At 72.6% G+C, this 20,342-nt stretch carries 20 protein-coding genes; 12 read left to right on the top strand and 8 right to left on the bottom strand.

Annotation, left to right across the window (positions count from 1 at the left end; genetic code table 11):
* Positions 1-11 precede the first annotated feature (11 nt).
* From HD597_RS28760 to HD597_RS28745, 4 genes are all read left to right on the top strand, one after another.
* Positions 12-1,412 (top strand): FAD-binding oxidoreductase, encoded by a 1,401-nt coding sequence (locus tag HD597_RS28760; RefSeq protein WP_253745977.1) that lies wholly within the window; start codon positions 12-14, stop codon positions 1,410-1,412.
* 87 nt (positions 1,413-1,499) lie between these two features.
* Positions 1,500-3,092, top strand: a complete 1,593-nt coding sequence (locus HD597_RS28755) for an MFS transporter (RefSeq protein WP_253745976.1) — start codon at positions 1,500-1,502, stop codon at positions 3,090-3,092.
* A 25-nt stretch (positions 3,093-3,117) separates the two neighbouring features.
* The gene (locus HD597_RS28750) at positions 3,118-4,257 is read left to right on the top strand and encodes an FAD-dependent monooxygenase (protein WP_253745975.1); all 1,140 of its coding nucleotides are present in this window, start codon (positions 3,118-3,120) and stop codon (positions 4,255-4,257) included.
* A 230-nt stretch (positions 4,258-4,487) separates the two neighbouring features.
* Complete coding sequence (locus tag HD597_RS28745) at positions 4,488-5,537, top strand: fatty acid desaturase family protein (RefSeq protein WP_253745974.1); 1,050 nt, start codon at positions 4,488-4,490, stop codon at positions 5,535-5,537.
* A 28-nt stretch (positions 5,538-5,565) separates the two neighbouring features.
* Here HD597_RS28745 and HD597_RS28740 read toward each other — a convergent pair whose 3' ends face one another.
* Complete coding sequence (locus HD597_RS28740) at positions 5,566-5,856, bottom strand: hypothetical protein (RefSeq protein WP_253745973.1); 291 nt, start codon at positions 5,854-5,856, stop codon at positions 5,566-5,568.
* A 71-nt stretch (positions 5,857-5,927) separates the two neighbouring features.
* Here HD597_RS28740 and HD597_RS28735 point away from each other — a divergent pair, with 71 nt between their 5' ends.
* The 3 genes from HD597_RS28735 to HD597_RS28725 are packed head-to-tail and all read left to right on the top strand — an operon-like array spanning position 5,928 to position 8,378.
* Positions 5,928-6,557, top strand: coding sequence for a hypothetical protein (locus tag HD597_RS28735; protein WP_253745972.1), 630 nt, complete (start codon positions 5,928-5,930; stop codon positions 6,555-6,557).
* Positions 6,461-7,396 carry a copper resistance CopC family protein gene (locus HD597_RS66005; RefSeq protein WP_253745971.1) on the top strand — a complete coding sequence of 312 codons (936 nt, stop codon included), beginning with the start codon at positions 6,461-6,463 and terminating at the stop codon, positions 7,394-7,396. The genes HD597_RS28735 and HD597_RS66005 overlap by 97 nt, the downstream gene beginning before the upstream one ends.
* Complete coding sequence (locus HD597_RS28725) at positions 7,386-8,378, top strand: hypothetical protein (protein WP_253745970.1); 993 nt, start codon at positions 7,386-7,388, stop codon at positions 8,376-8,378. The genes HD597_RS66005 and HD597_RS28725 overlap by 11 nt, the downstream gene beginning before the upstream one ends.
* 16 nt (positions 8,379-8,394) lie before the next feature.
* On the opposite strand, the gene HD597_RS28720 is transcribed toward HD597_RS28725, so the two are convergent.
* Positions 8,395-9,387 (bottom strand): aldo/keto reductase, encoded by a 993-nt coding sequence (locus HD597_RS28720; protein ID WP_253759515.1) that lies wholly within the window; start codon positions 9,385-9,387, stop codon positions 8,395-8,397.
* Positions 9,387-9,986, bottom strand: a complete 600-nt coding sequence (locus HD597_RS28715) for an NADPH-dependent FMN reductase (protein WP_253745969.1) — start codon at positions 9,984-9,986, stop codon at positions 9,387-9,389. Before HD597_RS28715 ends, HD597_RS28720 begins: the two co-directional genes overlap by 1 nt.
* Positions 9,987-10,088: 102 nt before the next feature.
* On the opposite strand from HD597_RS28715, the gene HD597_RS28710 reads away from it, so the two are divergent.
* Both HD597_RS28710 and HD597_RS67340 read left to right on the top strand, forming a co-directional pair.
* Complete coding sequence (locus HD597_RS28710) at positions 10,089-10,949, top strand: helix-turn-helix domain-containing protein (protein WP_253745968.1); 861 nt, start codon at positions 10,089-10,091, stop codon at positions 10,947-10,949.
* Complete coding sequence (locus HD597_RS67340) at positions 10,946-11,047, top strand: pentapeptide repeat-containing protein (protein ID WP_486348742.1); 102 nt, start codon at positions 10,946-10,948, stop codon at positions 11,045-11,047. Before HD597_RS28710 ends, HD597_RS67340 begins: the two co-directional genes overlap by 4 nt.
* Positions 11,048-11,191: 144 nt before the next feature.
* Here the strand turns inward: HD597_RS67340 and HD597_RS28705 are convergent, their stop codons facing one another.
* From HD597_RS28705 to HD597_RS28690, 4 genes are all read right to left on the bottom strand, one after another.
* The gene (locus tag HD597_RS28705; protein WP_253745967.1) at positions 11,192-13,096 is read right to left on the bottom strand and encodes a hypothetical protein; all 1,905 of its coding nucleotides are present in this window, start codon (positions 13,094-13,096) and stop codon (positions 11,192-11,194) included.
* Positions 13,097-13,162: 66 nt separating this feature from the next.
* On the bottom strand, positions 13,163-13,780 hold the full coding sequence (locus HD597_RS28700; protein WP_253745966.1) for a pentapeptide repeat-containing protein: 618 nt from the start codon (positions 13,778-13,780) through the stop codon (positions 13,163-13,165).
* A 29-nt stretch (positions 13,781-13,809) separates the two neighbouring features.
* The gene (locus HD597_RS28695; protein WP_253745965.1) at positions 13,810-14,973 is read right to left on the bottom strand and encodes a cation:proton antiporter; all 1,164 of its coding nucleotides are present in this window, start codon (positions 14,971-14,973) and stop codon (positions 13,810-13,812) included.
* Between the two features lie 8 nt (positions 14,974-14,981).
* Positions 14,982-15,464 (bottom strand): cation:proton antiporter regulatory subunit, encoded by a 483-nt coding sequence (locus tag HD597_RS28690; RefSeq protein ID WP_253745964.1) that lies wholly within the window; start codon positions 15,462-15,464, stop codon positions 14,982-14,984.
* A gap of 252 nt (positions 15,465-15,716) precedes the next feature.
* Here HD597_RS28690 and HD597_RS28685 point away from each other — a divergent pair, with 252 nt between their 5' ends.
* From HD597_RS28685 to HD597_RS28675, 3 genes are all read left to right on the top strand, one after another.
* Positions 15,717-16,361, top strand: coding sequence for a response regulator transcription factor (locus tag HD597_RS28685; RefSeq protein ID WP_253745963.1), 645 nt, complete (start codon positions 15,717-15,719; stop codon positions 16,359-16,361).
* Positions 16,362-16,455: 94 nt separating this feature from the next.
* Positions 16,456-16,875 (top strand): ATP-binding protein, encoded by a 420-nt coding sequence (locus tag HD597_RS28680; RefSeq protein ID WP_253745962.1) that lies wholly within the window; start codon positions 16,456-16,458, stop codon positions 16,873-16,875.
* A gap of 120 nt (positions 16,876-16,995) precedes the next feature.
* Positions 16,996-17,994, top strand: coding sequence for a PAS domain-containing sensor histidine kinase (locus tag HD597_RS28675; protein ID WP_253745961.1), 999 nt, complete (start codon positions 16,996-16,998; stop codon positions 17,992-17,994).
* A gap of 9 nt (positions 17,995-18,003) precedes the next feature.
* Here the strand turns inward: HD597_RS28675 and HD597_RS28670 are convergent, their stop codons facing one another.
* The gene (locus HD597_RS28670) at positions 18,004-20,301 is read right to left on the bottom strand and encodes a phosphoketolase family protein (protein WP_253745960.1); all 2,298 of its coding nucleotides are present in this window, start codon (positions 20,299-20,301) and stop codon (positions 18,004-18,006) included.
* Positions 20,302-20,342 lie beyond the last annotated feature (41 nt).

The raw sequence follows: 20,342 nt of genomic DNA, 5'->3' as shown, positions 1-20,342 counted from the left end.
TGAGGAGAGTCATGCAGGGACTATCGCGACCCGAGCTGAGGTCGCGTGACGTCGGGGGCCACCAGCCGCGCTCCGTGGCGGGCGTCGAGACGCCGCGCAGCCTGGACGAGGTACGCACACTCGTACGGCAGGCCATGGCCGACCGCCGCCGCCTCTATCCCATCAGCACGGGCAGGAACTGGGGCATGGGCTCGGCCGTGCCGGTCACCGACGACAACGTGGTCGTGGACCTCGGCGGCATGAACCGCATCCGCGGTCTCGACCTGGAGGCCGGCTTCGCGGTCGTCGAGCCGGGCGTCACCCAGCGGCAGCTCGCCGCGGTGCTGCGCGACACCCCGTGGATGCTCAACGTCACCGCCTCGTGCGCCGACACCTCGGTCCTCGGCAACGCCCTCGACCGCGGCGACGGCTGCGTCCGCTCCCGCGTCCACGACGTGGCGGGCCTGGAGGCCGTGCTGGCCGACGGCAGCGTGGTCACCACCGGCGGGCTGGACCCGGCGGGGCGCTACCACGGCCGGGTCGCCGGGCCCGACCTGACGCAGACGTTCGTCCAGCACAACCTGGGCATCGTCACCGCCATGGCCGTCTCGCTCGTGCCGCGCCCGGAGACCATCGGGCTCGTGCACGGCCGGATGCCGCGCGACCAGGTCGGCGTGGCGCTCGGCGCGGTCACCGACTTCCTGCGCCGCGGCAACCCGGCCGACGGGCTGCTGCGGGTGCGCGAGCTGTCGCTCGTGCCCGACCACGGCGACTGGATGCTGCCCGCCGGCGTGGACCCGGGCCTGTTCACCATCCTCGGGCCGCTCATGGGCAGCGACGCCACGGTCGAGCTGGCCGAGGAGCTGCTGCGCAAGGCGCTCATCGAGGTCGAGGGCGCCGAGGCGCTGCGCGTGGTGGACGCGGCCGAGGTCGGCCCCGAGGACCCGCTCCACCCCCGGGCGCTCATGGCGCAGGGCATCCCCACCTGCCGCGGCGTGCACAACGCGCTCGGCGTGACGTCGTGCGACCGGATCGACGAGGGCGCGATGGGCTTCCTGGCGCTGCTGCCGCTGATGCCCATGCACGCCCGCAGGACCGACCAGATCCTCGCCGCCATGCAGGGCGCCGTCAACCACCACACCACCGCCCTCATGGTGGAGTGGAACCTGGTCGGCAAGCACATGGCCAACGGCGTCATCCAGATCTTCTTTGAACGCGGCGCGCCCGACGCCCCGTACCGCGCGCACCAGCTCCGCAACGACGGCAACTGCCTGCTGCGCGGGCACGGCTGCGCCATCTACCGCTCCGACATCGACCACGCCGCCGCCGACGTCTGGTCCGAGACCAGCACCGCGGGCCTCGGCATGCTGCACAGGCTCAAGACGGCGCTCGACCCGGACGGCATCATCTCGCCCGGCCGCTACGGCGCCTGACCACGGTACTTCGCCAGACCCCCACGTCAGCTCCGCACCGAGCACCGCCGGAGGGTGCGCGAGGCGGGAACCTTCATAGGAGGACACGTGCGTTCGTCACCAGCGGCCGTCCGGGGGACGGGCACGACCGGCGCGGACCGGCGTCACGGTGTGATGCTGCGCCTGGTCGGTGCGGGTGTCATGTTGACGGTGATGGCCGACACCACGGCCACCACCCTGGCAGTGGGAGTGCTGCGGTACACACCCTCCGGCGCCGGCATGCCGCTGGGTGACCTGGTCTGGCTGACCAGCGCGGCGTTCATCCCGATCGCGGCCCTGCTGGCCACCGCCGGCCGCTGGGCCGACCTGTTCGGGCGCCGCCGCGTGCTCGCGGTCGGGCTCGTGGTCTTCGTGCTGGGCGGGATCGCCACCGTCACCGTGGAGCCCTGGTCGTACGTGCTGGCCGCACGGGCCGTGCAGGGCGCCGGAGCCGCGGCGATGATCCCGGCCAGCCTCGGGCTGCTGCTCGGCGAGCTGCCCGAGTCACAGCGCCGCGGCGCGATCGCGCTGTGGAGCTCCGCCTCCGGGCTGGGCTGCCTGCTCATGCAGGCGGGCGGCGGCTGGCTGGCCGCCACCGTCGGCTGGCGGGCGCTGTTCGTCCCCGACGTCATCATCGGAGTGGCGCTGCTCGTCGCGTGCGTGGCGCTCCCGTCCGGCCGGCGCACCCCCGCCAAGGGCATGCCGGACATGCTCGGCGCCTGGCTGCTGGCCGCCGGGATCGCCGTCGTGGTCCTGGCCATCTCCAAGGCCATGGCCTGGGGCATGGACGTGGTGTGGCTGGCGCTGGCCGCGCTGGCCCTGCTCGGCGGCGCGCTCGCGCAGGCCAGGCACCACCGCCTGCCCGCGATCGACCTGGCCCTGTGGAGGCGGCCCCGGTTCGTCTGGGGCTGGCTGGCCACCTGGGGGTTCGGCGCGCTGTCGTACGGGCTGCTCACCGTGCAGCCGCTGTACCTGCTGCACCTCGGCTACCCCATGCTCGAAGTCGCCATGTGGCTGACCCCCACGTCGGTGGCCGTCGTCGTGACGAGCTTCCTGGCCGGAAAGGTCGTCAAACGGGTCGGCGCGTACGGCCTCATCTACGCCGGCTCGCTGCTGTGCGGCGGCGCCTGCGTGCTCGTGCTGACGCAGGCGGGCCCCACCGTGTGGGGCCTGGTCGCCAGCGTCGTGGTCGGCGTGGGGGTCGGCGCGCTCGCGCCCGGCACCTCCGTCGCCACCACCCTGGCCGCCCGCCCCCACCAGTACGCCTCCGCCGTCGGCGCGGCCACCATGGCCCGCATGGTCGGCGGCGCCGTCGGCATCGCGGTCGTGTCCGTCGTGATCGACCACCCGTTCATGACCGGCCCCTTCGCGGGCCTGGCCGGCGCGCTCGCCCTGTGCGTGGCCATCTCTGTGCTGATCGGAGCACTCGCCCTGACCAAGATCACCCGGATGCGACCGGATCCGGACGACGTCATGGTCAAGGTGCCCCGCCGGCTGCTGCTCGAGCTGCGCATGACCCTCGCCACCGTGGCGGCGGAGGCCGACGCGCTGCTGCCAGTCGAGACCCGCACACCCCCCGCAGACCCCTACATGGACCCGGTCCCGCGGCCGCGATCGGCCGAACCCGGCCCCCTCGCCGGCACCCGCGGGCATACGAACTAGTTCAACCATTAGAAGGGCTCTCGTCATGGCAACCACATCGTGCGACGTAGCCATCGTCGGCGCCGGGCTGGGCGGCTGCTTCCTGGCCTTGCTGCTGGGCCGCCGTGGCCTGAACGTCGTCGTCATCGAGCAGGGACCCTCGGTCCCGAGCGCGGGCGCCGACTTCCTCAAGCCCCCCGGCCTGCGGGTGCTGGCCCGGCACGGGCTGGCCGACCTCGTCGAACGCCATGGTTTGCGACGCGACATCATCCGCTACTACCACGATGGCGACCCCATCAAGGAGTGCCGCTTCCCCGACGGCGGCTTCCTCATCCGTCCCTACCGGGAGCTGGTCGAGCTCATCTACACCTCCTGCGCGATGCAGGGCGTCGAGTTCTGGTTCGACGCCAGCATCGCGGACATCGCGGTGGGCGAGGACCGCGTTGAGGAGCTCATGCTGCTGGACGGGAGGCGGTTGCGGGCCGGGGTGGTGATCGGCGCCGACGGCACCAAGTCCGCCGTGCGGCAGGCGCTGGGCATCGAGCAGGTGACGATGCCGTACGAGCGGCTGCTCATGCGGGTGGCGACCGTGCCGCTGAGCGCCAGCGTCGCCCAGCTCAACCGGCTGTACTTCAGCTCCGAGGGCTGGCTCACCTACCTCTATCCGATCAGCAGGGACCAGGCCCGCGTGTTCGTCGGCCTGCCGCCCGAGGACGACAAGGAGATCTTCCAGGACGGCATCCCCGCACTGATCGACGAGCTGAAGAAGTTCGTGACCGAGAGCTCGGACGCGTTCGACTTCCTGCAGCCCGCCACCTGGCAGCGGATCAAGGTCTCGTCGCTGCGCGTGGAGGCGTACCACAAGGGCAACGCCGCCCTGCTCGGCTCGGCGGCGTTCGCCTGCCACCCGATGACCGGCATGGGCATGAGCTACACGCTGCACGACGCCGAGATCCTGGCGGACGTCATCTGCGCCGCGGGTGACGACCCTGTGCTGCTCGACCGGCTGCTCCACGCCCGGTACGAGCCGCGCAGGCACGCCCACCGCCAGCTCATCGACTACGGCGACGCGCTGGCCGCGACCTTCCGCGACCGGGAGGCGTACCTGGCCGCCTTCCGCCCGGAGTTGCACGTCCACGGCGAGGCCGCGGCGCCGGAGCCGATGCCCGCCCTGCAGCTCGCCTGAGCCGGCGCCCCCGCCGCCCGCCATTCCCCACCAGGTGAGAGAGTCGTCGTCCAGTGCCACGCTGAGTGCGATGGGCCGGCCCGATCCCCCAGGCGGCGGGGACGCCCAAGGGCGGGCTCCTGGTAGGGCCTGCCCTACCGGCAGGACGGGTGACAGCGGGGGTCCGCCGGGCCACCGTCGCTCGCGATGCTGAGGAGAGATCATCCCCTCCTCGGCATCGGAGACGAAACGTGACTGTGGCAGAGACCTCCCACCCGGCCCCGGAACGGCGGGGCACCCGACGGGGAAGTGACTTCGCGCGGCTCTCGCGCCGCGTCGCCGAGGCCGGGCTGCTCGACAAGCGGCCCGGCTACTACGCGATGCGGATCGGCCTGGTGGCCGCCCTGTTCGGGGGCACGTGGGCGCTGTTCGCCGCGCTCGGCGACTCCTGGTGGCAGCTCGGCGTCGCGGTGCTGATGGCGGTGGCGTTCGCCCAGGTCACGCTGCTGGCCCACGACCTGGCGCACGGGCAGATCACCCGCTCACGGCGCGTCAGCAGGATCGCCGGGCTGATCGTCGGCAACCTGGCCGTCGGGCTCAGCTACGGCTGGTGGATGGACAAGCACACCCGCCACCACGCCAACCCCAACCACGAGGACCACGACCCCGACGTGGCGCCCGACGTCCTCATCTGGTCCCAGCGGCAGGCCGAGGCCAGCCGGGGGCTGCCCCGGTTCGTCGGCCGCTGGCAGGCGTTCCTGTTCTTCCCCCTGCTCACGCTCGAAGGCGTGAACCTCAAGGTGTCGAGCTTCCGCGCGCTGCGCCGCCCGTCGCTGAAGCACCGGGGGACCGAGGGCGCGCTGCTGGCCGCGCACGTGGTGGCGTACCTGGCGGCGATCTTCGTGGTGCTGCCGCCGCCGATGGCGCTGCTGTTCGTGGCCGTGCACCAGGCCGCCTACGGCGTCTACCTCGGCTGCACGTTCGCGCCCAACCACAAGGGCATGCCGGTCCTCACCGCCGAGGACGAGCTGGACTTCCTCCGCAAGCAGGTGCTGACCTCCCGCAACGTGCGCGGCGGACGCCTGGTCAACACCGCGCTCGGCGGCCTGAACTTCCAGATCGAGCACCACCTGTTCCCCAGCATGCCCACCGCGAACCTGCGCAAGGCCCAGCCCATCGTGCGCGACTACTGCGCCTCGCTCGGCGTCGACTACGTCGAGTGCGGCCTGCTGGAGTCATGGGGGCAGGCCCTGCGCCACCTGCACGAGGCGGGCCGCCCGCTGCGCGCGGCCAGGTCGTGACGACCGCGGGACCGTGACGAGTGCGGGTTCAGGCCGTGACGACCAGCTCCAGGCCGTTGAAGTCCTCCCTGACCTGATGACCCGCCTCGATCAGCACCGTCCGCAGCGCGAGCAGGACCGCGGAGCGGATGGTCGCGTGCCGGACGAGCTGGTCGGCCGAGGTGCCCCAGGTGACGACCACCCCGCGTGTGGGGTCGTGCCAGACTCCGAGCCCGCCGTCGGCGGACATCAGCGACGGCTCGACGGTGAAGCCCGCGTCCATCAGCTCGTGGCGGACCGTGCGTTCCAGGTCCTGGCCGGCGCTTGTGGCGATGTCCATCGAAGTCCGCTGCCCCCGCACACGCGTTTCGAACCTCAGCGGGCGCGAAACCTTGTGAAAAGATGTCGGCTGTGTCCACCCTGTCACCCTTCGCCCCGCATCCGGGAGCCTCGGAGGCGCCCGCAGCGGCGTCCCCGGTGGCGACCCCGGTGGCGTCTGTGGCGCTGCGGCTGTCGAGGGCCGTCGTGTTCGCGACGGTCTGCGGCGCCGTGTCGGCGGGCGGGCACGCGCTGGGCGGCGGGGGTCTCGTGCCGTTCGGCGTCTACCTGGCCGGGGTGCTGGCCGCGTTCGGGCTGGCGTACCTGATCGACGGCCGCGAGCGCGGGCTCGCGGCGGTGCTCGCCGCGACCGCCGGCACCCAGACGGTGCTGCACCAGCTCTTCGAACGGCTCGCGCCCGGCCCGGCGGCCGATCCCGCACATGGGCATCCCGCGCCCGGCATGGTGCTGGTCCACCTCGTGGTGGCGGGGCTGACGGCGTGGTGGCTGCATCGCGGTGAGAGCGCGTTGTGGCTGATGATCCGCCTGTACGGCGCGCCACGCCCGGCCGTGCGGCTGCTCGTCATCGCTCCCGTGGAGGACGGGGCGGGGGAGCCGCCGCTCGGGTGGCGACCGGCGACGCCCGGCGCTCTCGTGAGCTTGGGCCGGATGGTCCCGGGCACGATCAGCAGGCGAGGGCCACCCGCGGCACCACGTCACTGACGCCCTCGACCTGTGTCGCGATCCCCTTCGCGTGCTTCGCGATCCCCTTCGCGTGCTTCGCGATCCCCTTCGCGTGCGTCGCGATCGCTCCTTCGCGTGCGTCGCGGCACGTCCTGAGCGGCTTCGCCGCCCTCCGCGCGGTGGCCGCCGTTCCCTTCGCCCTTGCCTGTGTCCGGACGTCCGGCGCCACGGGCGCGGTCGTCCGGAAGATCATTCGGAGACCCGTCATGGCACTTTTCCGCAAGGCCGCCACAGCCGCGCTCGCCTGCGCGCTGATGCTTGCTCTGCCCGCTTCGCCCGCCTTTGCCCACGACACGCTCAAGCGCAGCTCGCCGGCCAAGAACGCGGAGGTCAGTTCGATCGAGGAGATCGAGCTCGAGTTCAGCGCGAGCGTGAAGTTCCCGTTCGTCGTGCTGCACGACGCGACCGGCAAGGAGGTCGCGCTCGGCGAGCCCCGGCTCGACGGGCCGCTGGTGTCCACCGCTGTGCCGGAGCCGCTCACGCCCGGCTCGTACGCGATCGCCTGGCGTGTCGTTTCCTCCGACGGACATCCCATTGAGGGCGAAATTCCCTTCAGCGTGAAAGGATCATCTTCGGCATCGGCCTCGGCCTCGGCCGGCGGCCCGGCGGCGGTGACACCGTCCGGCGCACCGTCAGTCACGGAGGCCGGCCGGCCTTCCGCGGCGGTCGCGGAGCCGGCCGCGGGGCGGTCCGCGGAGCCGGCCGGGGTTCCCGGCTGGATCTGGGGCGGGCTGGCGGTGCTGGTGGTGCTGGGCGCGTTCCTGCTGTTCAGGAACGCGCGCCGGAGGCCCGATCGGGAGGAAGTGAATGCGGATTGAGCAGGCCAGGCAGGTCGCACGGGAGTGGGTGCGGGAAGAGGGCGCCGGGCTGCCCGGGTTCGACGGGGCGTTCCTGACCGGGTCGGCGTTGTGGGCCGGCCCGGAGGACGAGCTGGCGCCGACGTCCGACGTGGACGTCATGGTGGTCACGGAGCCGGCCGCGCATCTGGGGAAATTTCCGTACAAGGGAGTGCTGCTGGAGGTCTCCTCCACGGCCCCGCTCGGCTCCTCGCACGAGGTGCTCAGCGACTACCACCTGGCGGGCAGCTTCCACCTGCCCTGCGTGCTGGCCGACCCGTCCGGACGGCTGACCGAGCTCCAGCGGGTCGTCTCCCGCGACTTCGCCGAACGGCCCTGGATCCTCGCGCGCTGCACCAACGCCATGGACCGGGTGCGGGGGTGGATCAACGGCATGGACGAGTCCGCGCCGCTGCCCGACCAGGTCGCCGCCTGGCTGTTCGGCACGGGGGTGACCGCGCACGTGCTGCTCGTGGCCGGGCTGCGCAACCCCACCGTCCGCCGCCGGTACGCGGCCGTGCGCGACCTGCTCGCCGAGCACGGGCGGCTCGACTTCCACGAGCACCTGCTCGACCTGCTCGGCTGCGCCGGCCTCGGCGCCGGCCAGGTGCGGCGGCACCTGGCGGCGCTGGGCAAGGCGTTCGACGCGACCGCCCCGGTGCGGGCGCCCGGCTACCGCTTCGACTCCGACATCTCCGCCGCCGCCCGTCCGGCCGCCATCGACGGCAGCATGGAGCTCATCGAGCGGGGCCTGCACAGGGAGGCGGTCTTCTGGATGGTGGCCACGTACGCGCGGTGCATGGCCAAGCGGGAGGCGGCCGGCCTGCCCGCCGAGTACGCGGACGAGTTCCACGAGCTGCTGGCCGACCTGGGCGCGGAGACGTTCGCCGCCCGGCGGCGCCGCGGGGACCGGGTCCTCGCGGCACTGCCGGGCCTGTGGCAGACGGCCATGGCCCTCTGCTGACCACCCGCCCCGGGAGTCAGCGGCCGTCGAGGCGGGGCAGGGCGTCGCCGTAGATGTCCGGGCTGCGGTCCACCTCGCCGACGAAGTCGCCGGGGAAGCCCAGATCGAACTCCACCGCCGACTCCAGCCGCCGCAGAGCCTCCTCCGGCAGCGCCCGGGCCGCGTCCGAGGCCCCCAGGTCGTCCTTGAGCTGCTCGGCGCTGCTCGTCCCGAGGATCGGATGCACGCCGCGCCGCAGCGCCCACCCGATCGCCACCTGCGAGGCCGTGACGCCGAGCTCGCCCGCCACCTCCAGCACGGCGCGCACCGCGGCCCGGTCCCGCTCGCTGATCGACTCGGGCGAGACGCGCGAGGCCGCCGCGCCCGGCTCGGCGTACCGGCCGGACAGCACGCCGTGCGCGAGCACCCCCCACGCCGCCACGCTGATGCCGAGCGCCCGCGCCATCGGCAGCAGCTCCCGCTCGATGTCGCGCCTGAGCAGGTTGTACGGCACCTGCAACCCCGCGAACGGCGTCCACCCCCGCCACTGCGCCAGCATGTCGGCCCGGCTCACCACCCACGCCGGCGCGTCGGAGATGCCCACGTAGAGCACCTTCCCCGACCGGACCACGTCGTCCAGCGCCCGCATCGTCTCCTCGATCGGGGTGTGCCGGTCCCACACGTGCACCCAGAACAGGTCGATGTAGTCGGTACGCAGCCGCCGCAGGCTCTGTTCCAGCGACAGGACGAGGTTCTTGCGGTGGTTGCCGGCGGCGTTGAGGTCGGTGCGGTCACGGGTGGGCGTGTACTTGGTGGCCAGGACGAAGCGGTCGCGGCGGCCCTGGAGGAGCTCGCCGACCACGCTCTCGCTCTCGCCGTACATCGAGGCCGTGTCCACGACGTTGCCGCCGGACTCGGCGTACAGGTCGAAGACGCGCCGCACCTCGGGCGAGGCCTCGCGGTAGGTCATCGCGCCGAGGAACAGCTCGGAGACCCGCAGCCCGGTGCGGCCCAGCAGCCTGTAGCGCATCATGCCGCCTGGTAGGGGACGGCGAGCCTGGCCTGGCGCAGCGCGGTGCTCCACCAGCCGAGCTGGTCCAGCAGGGATTTGGCCGCGGCCTGCGCGCCCTCGGCGTCGCGGGTGAGCCGGCCGTCGGCGTCGAAGCGGGTCCAGTGCTGGTCGAAGCTGATCCAGTTGCGGATCGTCACGGCGTGCAGCTCGTTGAACACCTGCCTCAGGTGCTCGGCCGCGCGGATCCCGCCGCCCTGCCCGCCGTAGGAGATCAGAGCCACGGGCTTGGCCTGCCACTGCGTCAGGTGCCAGTCGATGAGGTGCTTGAGCGCGGCGGGGTAGCTGTGGTTGTACTCGGGCGTCACCACGGCGAACGCGTCCGCCCGCTCCAGCCGCCCGGCCAGGCGGCGCATCTCCTCCGGCCGGCCGGCCACGTCGAGGAGCAGCTCCGGCGAGATCGGCAGCGCCGCGGGCAGGGCCGTGCCGGCCGGGTCGATCACATCGAGGTCGAACAGCCCGTGCGTGCTCGCCTGCTCGCTGAACCATCGGGCGATCCCGGGGCCGTAACGTCCTTCGCGGACGCTGCCCGAGATCACCGCCAATCTCATCTTCGTCATGGACGCCAGCCTGCCGAGCCGCCGCGCGCCGAGGAAGGCCGTGCTCAGACTGGCCCCGGCAGGGCCACGATAAGCGCGGGCACGATCCGTAAAATCCTCATCGTGAGCGAGAACGAGCTCGGCGCCTACCTGCGCGCCCGCCGCGAAGCACTCAAGCCGGCCGACGTGGGCCTGCCCGGCGGCGGGCGCCGGCGCACCCCCGGGCTGCGCAGGTCGGAGCTGGCCACGGTGGCGGGGGTGAGCGTCGAATACCTGACCAGGCTGGAGCAGGGCCGCGATCGCAACCCGTCGGTGCAGGTGCTCGTCTCGCTGGCCGACGCTCTGCGCATGACGCCCGACGAGCGCATGCACCTGCGCAACCTCGCCAAGGTGGCCAGTGGCGGCATCGCGCTGTGCCCGGCCGCCACGCAGGCGCCCGCCCGCACCGTGCGCCCGGCCGTGCGCGCGCTGCTCGACCGGCTCGAGCCCGCGCCCGCCGCGCTGTTCAACCGGCTGGGCGAGGTCATCGCCCACACCACCGGCTTCGAGCGGCTCTTCGGCCCCATCGGGCTGCTTGACGGCGAGCCGCCGAACCTGACCCGCTACGTGTTCGTGGACGTGCGGGCCAGGATCGCCTTTCCCGACTGGGACAAGGTGGCCGACGAGCAGGCCGCCGCGCTCAGGTACGAGACCGGGCCGGACGACGTGTGGGCGGGGGAGCTGGTCGACGTGCTCTCGTTCGCCGCGGGTGAGGCGTTCACCGGGCGGCTGGCCGCCTCCGCCGCCGGGCCGCCGCGGGCGGCGCCCGTGCAGCGCATGGCGCATCCGCGCGCCGGCGAGCTGCGGCTGGCCAGGGAGCCGCTCGACCTGCTCGGCGACGACCAGCGGATCGTCGTCTACCTGCCGGCCGACGCCGAGACGGCCGCCGCCCTCGACCGCCTGACCGGCCGCCACCCGGGCGCCCTGCGCGCGGTCAGCGCCTGAACCCGCTGCTGAGGCCCGCTGCTGGGGCCCGCCTGAGAGGGGCCCGCTTGAGAGGGGCCCGCTTGAGAGGGGCCCGCTTGGGTAGCGGACCGGCATGAGGCGGGGGAACTGGGAGGTCAGACCGCTGGGCGGCTGGATGGGCTGCCTGGCGATGATCCTCATATCGCTGGTCCTGTCGGTGGTGCTGACGATCGTCATCAACCTGCTGCTCTGAGCACGCCGCCCGAACCAGGCACGCGTGCTCAGGCGCGGCGCAGCGTGCGGGTCAGCCCGGCGGCGATCGTCGTGGCCAGCACCCAGCCCGCCGCGATCAGCCCGTACGCCAGCCACTGCGTGCCCCCGCCCGGGTTGAACGCCTTCTCCTGCCCGAAGTCGATGATCGGCAGCAGCAGGTCGAGGCTGTAGACGAACGAGTTGAACTCCGGCGCCTCGCCGCGCTTCAGCGGCGGCGGCACGGCCATCCCGAACACCACGGTGCCCACCGCCAGCAGCGCCACCAGCCAGCCGGCCGCCCGCAGCGGGCGGAAGCCGTACCCCACGGTGACGTCCTGCAGCAGCCCCCAGAACCTGGCGTACCCCGGCAAGGTGCCGCGGCGCTGCTGCTGCCCGGCCAGGAGCGTTTCACGGGCGTCGGCCTCGCTGCCCAGCCGCCGGTACATCGCGGCGAGCTGCTCGTAGGCGTTCGGCAGGTAACCGTCAGGGTCGCGGCGCAGCCAGCCCAGCCGCTCGGCGGCCGGCAGCATGGGCTCCAGCACCTCGTACGACAGCCCGTCCATGCACTGCTCGTCCGGCCACACCGCGGGGTCGTCCTGCAGCACCCCGATGCGCGCGTGCCGCAGGTCGACCGCGCCCCGCACCGGCTTGGCCGTCCGCATCGCCAGCTCCCGCGCCTCCAGCCGGCGGCAGGTGAGCGCCTTGCCGCCCGGCGCCTCCAGCGTGGCGTCGTCGAAGCACAGGCGGCTGCCGATCTGCGCGTACGTCAGCCGGATCCGGCCCTGCGCCGAGAAGCCCTCGCACAGGTTGAGCACCTTGCCGACCGTGATGCCGTTCGCCGACAGGGCCGGGCCGCCGGGGTTGACCAGCGTGGCGCCCTTGAAGTGCGCGGGGCCGGTCACCGAGGAGTCGGTCAGGCTGATCTCGCCCTCGGCCGACATGCCCTCGCGGGCCAGCAGCGCGCCGTCCACGGCGATGCGGTCGCCCCGCAGCGCCACGCCGCCGGGGGCGCGCAGGCGGGCGCCGTCCAGGTTGAGCGCGCGGCCGACGGCGGCGCCCTCCAGCCAGACCGTGCCCTCGGTCTCGACCAGCGACAGGTACAGCCCCGCCTCGGCGTTCAGCCCGCCGCCGTGCAGGGCCAGGCCGCCCGGGTTGCGCAGCACGGAGCGCCGCAGGGTGAGCGGCCCGGAGACGCGGGCGAACCGCAGCGAGAACTCGCCCTCCACGCTCATCTCCCGCGCGAACAGGCCCACCTGGGCGACCAGGTTCGACCCGCCGAACGCCAGCCCGCCGGGGGCCCGGAGCCGGGCGCCTTCGAGGTTCACCGCGGCGCCGATCCTGGCCGCGGTGAGGATGATCTCGCCGTCGCAGGCGAACCCGTCGCGCAGCAGCAGGTTGCTGCCGACGTCGAGGTGCTCGGCGTTGAGCGCGCTGCCGGCGGCGGGCTCCAGGCGCGCGCCGTTCAGCGAGAAGTTGCTGCTGATGCGGGCGCTGCGCAGGCGCAGCTCGCCGGTGACGTGGCAGCCGGTCAGCCGCAGGTCGCCCTCGACCTGGAGGTTGGAGGCGATCAGGCCGGGCAGGGTGGAGCCGGCGAAGCTGAGGAAGCGGGTGCGCGCCTGGTACAGGTCGGGGGTCTGGTCGAAGAAGCAGTCGCGGAACGTGACCGGCAGGTCGATCTCGCCGAAGGCCAGGTGTAACAGGCCGGTGACGCGGGCCCCCGACAGCCGCAGGGCCGGCTTGTCGGCCGGGTCGGTGTACTCGCCGAGCAGCAGCTCCGCCAGCACCTCCGCCCGTACGGCGCGGCCGGCGCCCCAGGCGGCGGCGTTGGCGGGCGAGTCGCTCGCGGGATCGCCCGAGCGCAGGTCCACGTCGTGGCCGCGGCGGACGGCGGCGGCCACGGCCTGCTCGGCGGCGGTGAGTTCGGCGTTCGGCACACGCACATCCTGCTGCAATCGCACCCCTCCGCGAACCCGCGAGGCCGTCAGCGGCGGCCGTCGTCGTCAGTCCCGTACGTCGAAGCCCAGCGTGCCCGCCACCACCGTCGCCTGGAACGCGTCGATGACCGCGTCCTTGAGCGTCACCTCGCGTGGGTCGAGCGTGCTCAGATCGCTGCCCCGCAGGTCGCATCTCGTCAGGTCGGCCCCGTGCAGCCACGCCCCCGACAGGTCGGCCCGCCGCAGCTCGGCGCCCTCCAGCCGGGCCCCGGTCAGGTCGGCCTCGCGCAGCCGGGTGCCGTGGAAGGCGCTGCCGCGCAGGTCGGCGCCGGGCAGCCCGGCGTAGGACCAGTCGCCGCCCGTCACCTTCAGCAGCCCGAACGTGCAGCCGTCGAACATGCTGCCCGTCAGCTTGCAGCCGCTGAACGTGGCGTCGAAGAACGAGCAGCGCGAGAACGTGCAGTTGACGAAGCGCGCGTCCTCGTGCACCGACACGTTGAACCGCACGTTCCTGAACTGGCACTCCTCGAACGAGGAGCCGCGGTCGACGAGCTCGGTCATGTCCACGTCCTGGAACAGGACCCGGTGGTGGCTCTCGCCGTCGATCTCGCGGCCGTCCCAGTCGGCGGACCTGATCGTGGTCTCCGTCGGGGGCGCCTGGACGCCGTACCTGCGCTCTGCCATGCGAACAAACTAGCGGATCCGGCCGCCCCTCAGGCGGCCCGCTTGGCGATGGCGGTGATGAAGGGCTGCACCAGCTTGGCCGCCAGGGGGCCGAACGCCGCCAGGATGAGCACGTACGCCGCCGCCAGCGCGCCGAGGTCGGGATGCACGCCCGCGCCCACCGCCAGGCCCGCGATGACGATGTTGAACTCGCCGCGCGGGATGAGCGCGATGCCCGCCCGCGCCTGGCCCGCCTTGGCGATGCCCGCTCGTCTGGCCGCGTACATGCCGGTCAGCAGCTTGGTGATCATGCTGACCAGGGCCAGCAGCGCGGCCAGCCCGGCCACCGGCAGGATCTTCGCCGGATCGGTCTGCAGGCCGAAGAAGACGAAGAACACCGCGGCGAACAGGTCGCGCAGCGGCGCCAGCAACGCGTGCGCGTCCTCGGCGAGCTGGCCCGACAGCGCGATGCCCACCAGGAACGCGCCCACCGCCGCCGAGACCTGCAGCTGCTGCGCCAGACCGGCGACCAGCAGGGCCAGCCCGACGACCTTGAGCAGCAGCACCTCGGAGTTGGGGCTGGAGACGAACGCCTCGATGAACCGCCCGAAGCGCAGCGCCACGACCAGCACCACGCTCACCGTCAGCAGCGCGATGCCCACCGAGACCGCACCCTGCACGAAGCTGAGCCCGGCCAGCAGGGTGGTCAGGACAGGCAGGTAGACCGCCATCGTCAGGTCCTCGAAGACCAGCAGCGACAGCACGGTCGGGGTCTCGCGGTTACCGATCCACCCCAGGTCGGACAGCACCTTGGCGGTGATGCCCGACGAGGTGGCGTAGGTGACGCCCGCCATGGCCACGGCCGCTACGGGGCCCCAGCCGAGCAGTAACGCGCAGATGGCGCCGGGTGCGGCGTTGAGCACCAGGTCCACGATGCCCGCGCGGGCGTTGCTCGTCAGGCTCGTGACCAGCTCGTCGGCGTTGTATTCGAGGCCCAGCGTGAGCAGCAGCAGGACCACGCCCAGCTCGGAGCCGATCTCCAGGAAGTCCGTGCTCGTGGCCAGCGGCAGCACGCCGCCGGTGCCGAAGGCCAGGCCGGCGATCAGGTACAGCGGGATGGGGGAGATGCCCCCGCGCAGCGCGAGGGCGCCCAGGATTCCCAGGCCGAGCAGGACAGCACCGAACTCAAGAAAAACGATCGCGGTATGGTGCACCCGCGGCCCTACCCGTTCGCCAGGATGTCGGCGACCTCTGCGGTGCTCTCCTCGCCGCCCACGACGACCACGATGTCGCCGGCGTTGAAGGGGAAGTCGGGCCCGGGGCTGGCGAACACCTGGCCGCTGCGCACCACCGCGACGATGGAGGCGCTCGTGCGGGTCCGCACCCGGGCCTCACCCATGGGGCGGCCCGCGTAGGGGGAGCCGGCCGGGATGGGGAGCTGCACGCTGACCAGGCCCTCGACCTGCTGGTGCAGCTGGTTGAGCCGGGCCACGATCCGGGGGGCGCCCAGGAGCTCGGCCAGGGCGTCGGCCTCCTCGTCGTTGAGCTTGACCGTCTGGCAGACGGCGTCCGGGTCTTCCTTGTCGTAGATGACCAGGTCCCGGCGGCCGGTGCGGTGGGACACGACGCCTACCCGCTGTCCTTTGCGGGTGGTGAAGTCGTGTCTGAGCCCGATACCCGGCAGTGCTGTTTGTTCGACCTCCACCTATCCCACCCGTCCAGATCCGCACATTTCCGGATAACCCTACCAACGTCATACCCCGGTCTGTTCTGGGTCAATTGCCCGCCATGCCGCACTTTGTGGTCCCGCTGCGGCCCAGGCCCACCCGCGCCCGACGTGCGACGGCCCCCTGCGGCGACGCGGCGTACGTGCAAGACTGCTCTTGGGCGCCTGGACCGGTGAGATCGCGGCAGGCGCCGTCCGGCACGCAGCCAACACCACAAGGGACAACGCACCATGCCGACCGCCCCTCCGATCCGGCTGGTTCTCGTGGAAGATCACGCCATGGTCGCGGAGGCCATCGGCCTGGCCCTGGGCAGAGCCCCCGACATCGAGGTGGTCGCCCAGTCGGGCACCATCGCGGCCGCGCTGGCCGACACCGGCAGGTGCCAGCCCGACGTCGTCGTGCTCGACCGCAGGCTGCCCGACGGCGACGGCGTGGCCGCGATCGGGCGGCTCGCGGCGGTGGCGCCCAGGGCACGGGTGCTGGTGCTGACCGGGGAGGCGACCGCGTCCGTGGCCGCCCGGGTGGTGGCGGCCGGAGGGGCCGGGCTGGTGGTGAAGTCGTCGCGGCTGGGCGAGCTGGAGTCGGCCGTGCGGGAGGTGGCCGCCGGAGGGGTGGTGTTCGCGCCCGGGCTGCTGCCCGGGGTGCTCGACCGGCTGACCGGCCGCGCCGGGCACGTGGGGTCCGCGCTGACGGCCCGCGAGCGCGAGACGCTGCTGCTCCTGGCCGAGGGCGCCAGCACGTACGAGATCAGCGCCCGGCTGGGCGTGGCCCGCAACACGGCGCGCAACCATGTCCAGCACGTGCTGGAGAAGCTGGGCGCCCGCTCCAAGCTGGAGGCGGTGGCGCTGGCCCGGCGGGACGGGCTGTTGGATTGACGCGTTTGCACTAGTCCGAGTCCCACACGTGCATCAGCCGCCCTGAAGCGCTTGCGTCTCGTGACCAGCCGCGCGGCTCCCCGAGAGTAGAGGCGTGGAAAGTGAGGAGGCCGAGCGTTACCAGGTGAACACCGATCTGCCGGAGGAGATGGGCAGCATCACGGTGGCACGCCGCCTGGCGGGAACGGTCCTGAGTGAGTGCGGCTACCAAGGGCGTCACGAGGACGTCCTGCTGGTGGTCTCGGAGTTGGTGACGAACGCGCTCGTCCACGGGGACGGCCCGCCGGCCTTTCGCGTGAGCGCGAGCACGTCGCGGGTGCGCGTCGAGGTGGGCGACACCGGGGTGGCGCTCCCGGAGACCCGCGAGCCGGGCCCGATGAGCGGCTGGGGGCTGCACGTCGTCCGCCTGCTGTCCACCGGCTGGGGCATCTCGCCAGGCGAGAGCGGCAAGGTGGTGTGGTGCGAGCTGGCCGCGCGGCTCACGCCGGTGCAGGCGAGCCCCTCCGAGGCGTGAGGCGGCGGACAGCGGTCTGAAGAGGCATGATCCGGGCTCGGCCAGGTAGATCGGGTTTGGCGCTACGGTCATGTCGTGCAAGGCTGCGGTATGCCCGAGCATGACCAATCGCAGGAGGATATGCGGCTGCTCGTCCAGAGCATCCGTGACTACGCCATCTTCATGCTCGATCCTCACGGCGTGATCGTCAGCTGGAACGACGGTGCCGAACGCATCAAGGGATACACCGCCGGCGAGATCGTCGGCAGCCACTTCTCCGTCTTCTACCCGCCCGAGGCCGTCGCCGAGGGCAGGCCCGCCAGGGGCCTGCGGCAGGCCGCCACCGAGGGCCGCTGGGAGGAGGAGGGCTGGCGGGTGCGCAAGGACGGCACCCGCTTCTGGGCCAGCGTGGTCATCACCGCCCTGTACGACGAGACCGGCGACCTGCGCGGCTTCGGCAAGGTGACGCGCGACCTGACCGAGCGGCGCAGCATGGCCAGAGCCCTGGACGAGCGCGGCATGCTGCTGTCCCGCCTGGTCCAGGCACAGGAGCGGGAGCGCAGGCGCATCGCCTCCGACGTGCACGACGACACGATCCAGGCCATGGTCACCGTCGGCATGCGGCTGCGGATGTGGGAGCAGGAGCTGCCCGAGGAGCACGCCCGCGCCGTGGCCGCGGTCGACGCCGCCGTGGACGCCGCCGTGCGCCGCCTGCGCGAGCTGGCCTTCGACCTGCATCCGCCGGGCGGCGGCCTGGTGGCCAGCCTGAACGCCTACCTGCGGGAGACGATGCCGGGCGACGGCGTGGCCTTCGACCTGAGCCACCGCCTGGACGCCGAGCCGCCGTACGAGGCCGTGGTGACCGTCTACCGCGTCTGCCAGGAGGCGCTGACGAACGTGCGCAGGCACGCGAGGGCCAGCCGGGTCAGCGTGGAGCTGGCCTCGCTCGACCGGGGCGTGCACGTCCGCGTCAGGGACGACGGCGTCGGCCTGGCCTCCAAGGACGGCGAGGTGATGCACTACGGGCTGGTCGAGATGCGGGAGCGGGCCGAGGCGGCCGGCGGCTGGTGGACCATCGACGGCCCGCCGGGCGCGGGCACGACGGTGGAGTTCTGGGTCCCCGCCGTGCCCCGGGCCTGACGAGCGTCCTCAGGACGTGCCCGGCCAGGTCCACGACCTGATGTCGGCGGGGTCCTCGCCGTGGTCACGCGTGTGCGCGCGGGCGCGCAGCCGCTCGTCGCTCATCCGCTGGCGCAGGTGCGCGGCCTTGCTGCCGAGCCCGGGCACGCGGTCGATCACGTCCATGACCAGATGGAAGCGGTCGATGTCGTTGAGCATGCACATGTCGAACGGCGTCGTCGTGGTGCCCTCCTCCTTGTAGCCGCGCACGTGGATGTTGGCGTGCCCGTGCCGCCGGTAGGTGAGCTGGTGGATCAGGGACGGGTAGCCGTGGAAGTTGAAGACGATCGGCCTGTCCGTGGTGAAGAGGGTGTCGAACTCGGCGTCCGGCATGCCGTGCGGATGCTCCGACGGCGGTTGCAGCCGCATCAGGTCGACCACGTTCACGACCCGGACCTTCAGCTCGGGCAGGTGCTCGCGCAGCAGCGCGGCGGCGGCCAGCGTCTCCAGCGTCGGCACGTCGCCGGCGCAGGCCAGCACCACGTCCGGCTCGCTGCCCTCGTCGGTGGAGGCCCACGGCAGGATGCCGAGGCCGCGCGTGTTGTGGGCGATGGCCTCGTCCATCGTGAACAGGTCGAGCACCGGCTGCTTGCCGGCCACGATCACGTTCACGTAGTCCCGGGAACGCAGGCAGTGGTCGCCCACCGACAGCAGCGTGTTCGCGTCCGGCGGCAGGTAGACCCGCACCACCGAGGCCTTCTTGTTCACCACCACGTCGAGGAAGCCCGGATCCTGGTGGCTGAACCCGTTGTGGTCCTGCCGCCACACGTGCGACGACAGCAGGTACGTCAGCGACGCCACCGGCCGCCGCCACGGGATCTTCTGCGACGACTCCAGCCACTTGGCGTGCTGGTTGAACATGGCGTCCACGATGTGGATGAACGCCTCGTAGCAGTTGAACAGACCGTGCCGCCCGGTCAGCAGGTAGCCCTCCAGCCAGCCCTGGCACAGGTGCTCGCTCAGCACCTCCATGACCCGGCCGCCCGCGCCCAGGTTCTCGTCCGTCGGCAGGGTCTCGGCGTCCCAGGCCCGGTCGGTGACCTCGAACACCTCCGACAGCCGGTTCGAGGCCGTCTCGTCCGGCCCCATCAGCCGGAACGTGCTGGGGTTGGCGGCGATCACGTCCCGCAGGAACCCGCCCAGCACCCGCGTCGGCTCGCTCGCCTGCTCGGCCGGCGCCTTGACCTCCACCGCGAGCCGGCGGAAGTCGGGCAGCCGCAGCGGCTCCAGCAGCTCGCCGCCGTTGGTGTGCGGGTTGGCGCTCATCCTGCGCTCGCCGCGCGGCACCATGGCCAGGACGTCCTCGACCGGCCTGCCGTCCGAGCCGAACAGCTCCTCCGGCCGGTACGAGCGCATCCACTCCTCCAGCATGGCCAGGTGGCCGGCGTTCTCGCGGACCGTGGACAGCGGCACCTGGTGCGCCCGCCACGTGCCCTCGACCGGCTTGCCGTCCACCTCCTTGGGCCCGGTCCACCCCTTCGGCGTGCGCAGGATGATCATCGGCAGGCGGTCGGCGTCGCCCGCCTTGTACGCCGCCATCTCCTCGAACGCGGTGTCCAGCGTGCCCGCCATCTCCTCGTGGTCGGCGCCGACCAGGTGGGGGCGGTAGCCGTACCCCTCCATGAGCTTGACCAGCTCCTCGGTGGGGATGCGGGCCAGGACGGTCGGGTTGGCGATCTTGTAGCCGTTCAGGTGCAGGATGGGCAGCACCATCCCGTCGCGGCGGCGGTCCAGGAACTTGTTGGAGTGCCAGCTCGCGGCCAGGGGGCCGGTCTCGGCCTCGCCGTCGCCGATGACGCACGCCACGACCAGGTCAGGGTTGTCGAAGGCGGCGCCGTACGCGTGCGCCAGCGCGTACCCCAGCTCGCCGCCCTCGTGGATGGAGCCGGGGGTCTCCGGCGCGACGTGGCTCGGAATGCCGCCGGGGAAGGAGAACTGGCGGAACAGCCGCCGCATGCCCTCCACGTCCTGCGACACGTCCGGATACCGCTCGGAGTACGACCCTTCGAGCCACGCGTGGGCCACCGCCGCTGGACCGCCGTGACCCGGGCCCGCGATGTAGATCATGTCCTGGTCCCGCTCGCGGATCACCCGGTTGAGGTGCGCGAAGCAGAAGTTCAGGCCCGGCGTCGTACCCCAGTGGCCGAGCAGGCGCGGCTTGATGTGCTCGGGCCGCAGCGGCTCGGTGAGCAGGGGGTTGTCCAGCAGGTAGATCTGCCCGACGGACAGGTAGTTCGCCGCCCGCCAGTACGCGTCTATATGGTCCATGCCCCTGCTGATTCCTCGACAGCGCCGGATGAATCCCCGAT

It is taken from the genome of Nonomuraea thailandensis (assembly GCF_024172165.1).
GTDB classification, from domain to species: domain Bacteria; phylum Actinomycetota; class Actinomycetes; order Streptosporangiales; family Streptosporangiaceae; genus Nonomuraea; species Nonomuraea thailandensis.
The sequence above is the reverse complement of the archived record's forward strand: the minus strand, read 5'-3'. Positions and strand labels throughout refer to the sequence as shown.

Excerpts from the sequence above, each read along its gene's own strand:
- HD597_RS28760 (WP_253745977.1), top strand. The coding sequence starts at position 12 with ATGCAGGGACTATCGCGACCCGAGCTGAGGTCGCGTGACGTCGGGGGC.
- HD597_RS28750 (WP_253745975.1), top strand. The coding sequence starts at position 3,118 with ATGGCAACCACATCGTGCGACGTAGCCATCGTCGGCGCCGGGCTGGGC.
- HD597_RS28740 (WP_253745973.1), bottom strand. The coding sequence starts at position 5,856 with ATGGACATCGCCACAAGCGCCGGCCAGGACCTGGAACGCACGGTCCGC.
- HD597_RS28725 (WP_253745970.1), top strand. The coding sequence starts at position 7,386 with ATGCGGATTGAGCAGGCCAGGCAGGTCGCACGGGAGTGGGTGCGGGAA.
- HD597_RS28720 (WP_253759515.1), bottom strand. The coding sequence starts at position 9,387 with ATGCGCTACAGGCTGCTGGGCCGCACCGGGCTGCGGGTCTCCGAGCTG.
- HD597_RS28715 (WP_253745969.1), bottom strand. The coding sequence starts at position 9,986 with ATGACGAAGATGAGATTGGCGGTGATCTCGGGCAGCGTCCGCGAAGGA.
- HD597_RS28700 (WP_253745966.1), bottom strand. The coding sequence starts at position 13,780 with ATGGCAGAGCGCAGGTACGGCGTCCAGGCGCCCCCGACGGAGACCACG.
- HD597_RS28685 (WP_253745963.1), top strand. The coding sequence starts at position 15,717 with ATGCCGACCGCCCCTCCGATCCGGCTGGTTCTCGTGGAAGATCACGCC.
- HD597_RS28675 (WP_253745961.1), top strand. The coding sequence starts at position 16,996 with ATGCGGCTGCTCGTCCAGAGCATCCGTGACTACGCCATCTTCATGCTC.
- HD597_RS28670 (WP_253745960.1), bottom strand. The coding sequence starts at position 20,301 with ATGGACCATATAGACGCGTACTGGCGGGCGGCGAACTACCTGTCCGTC.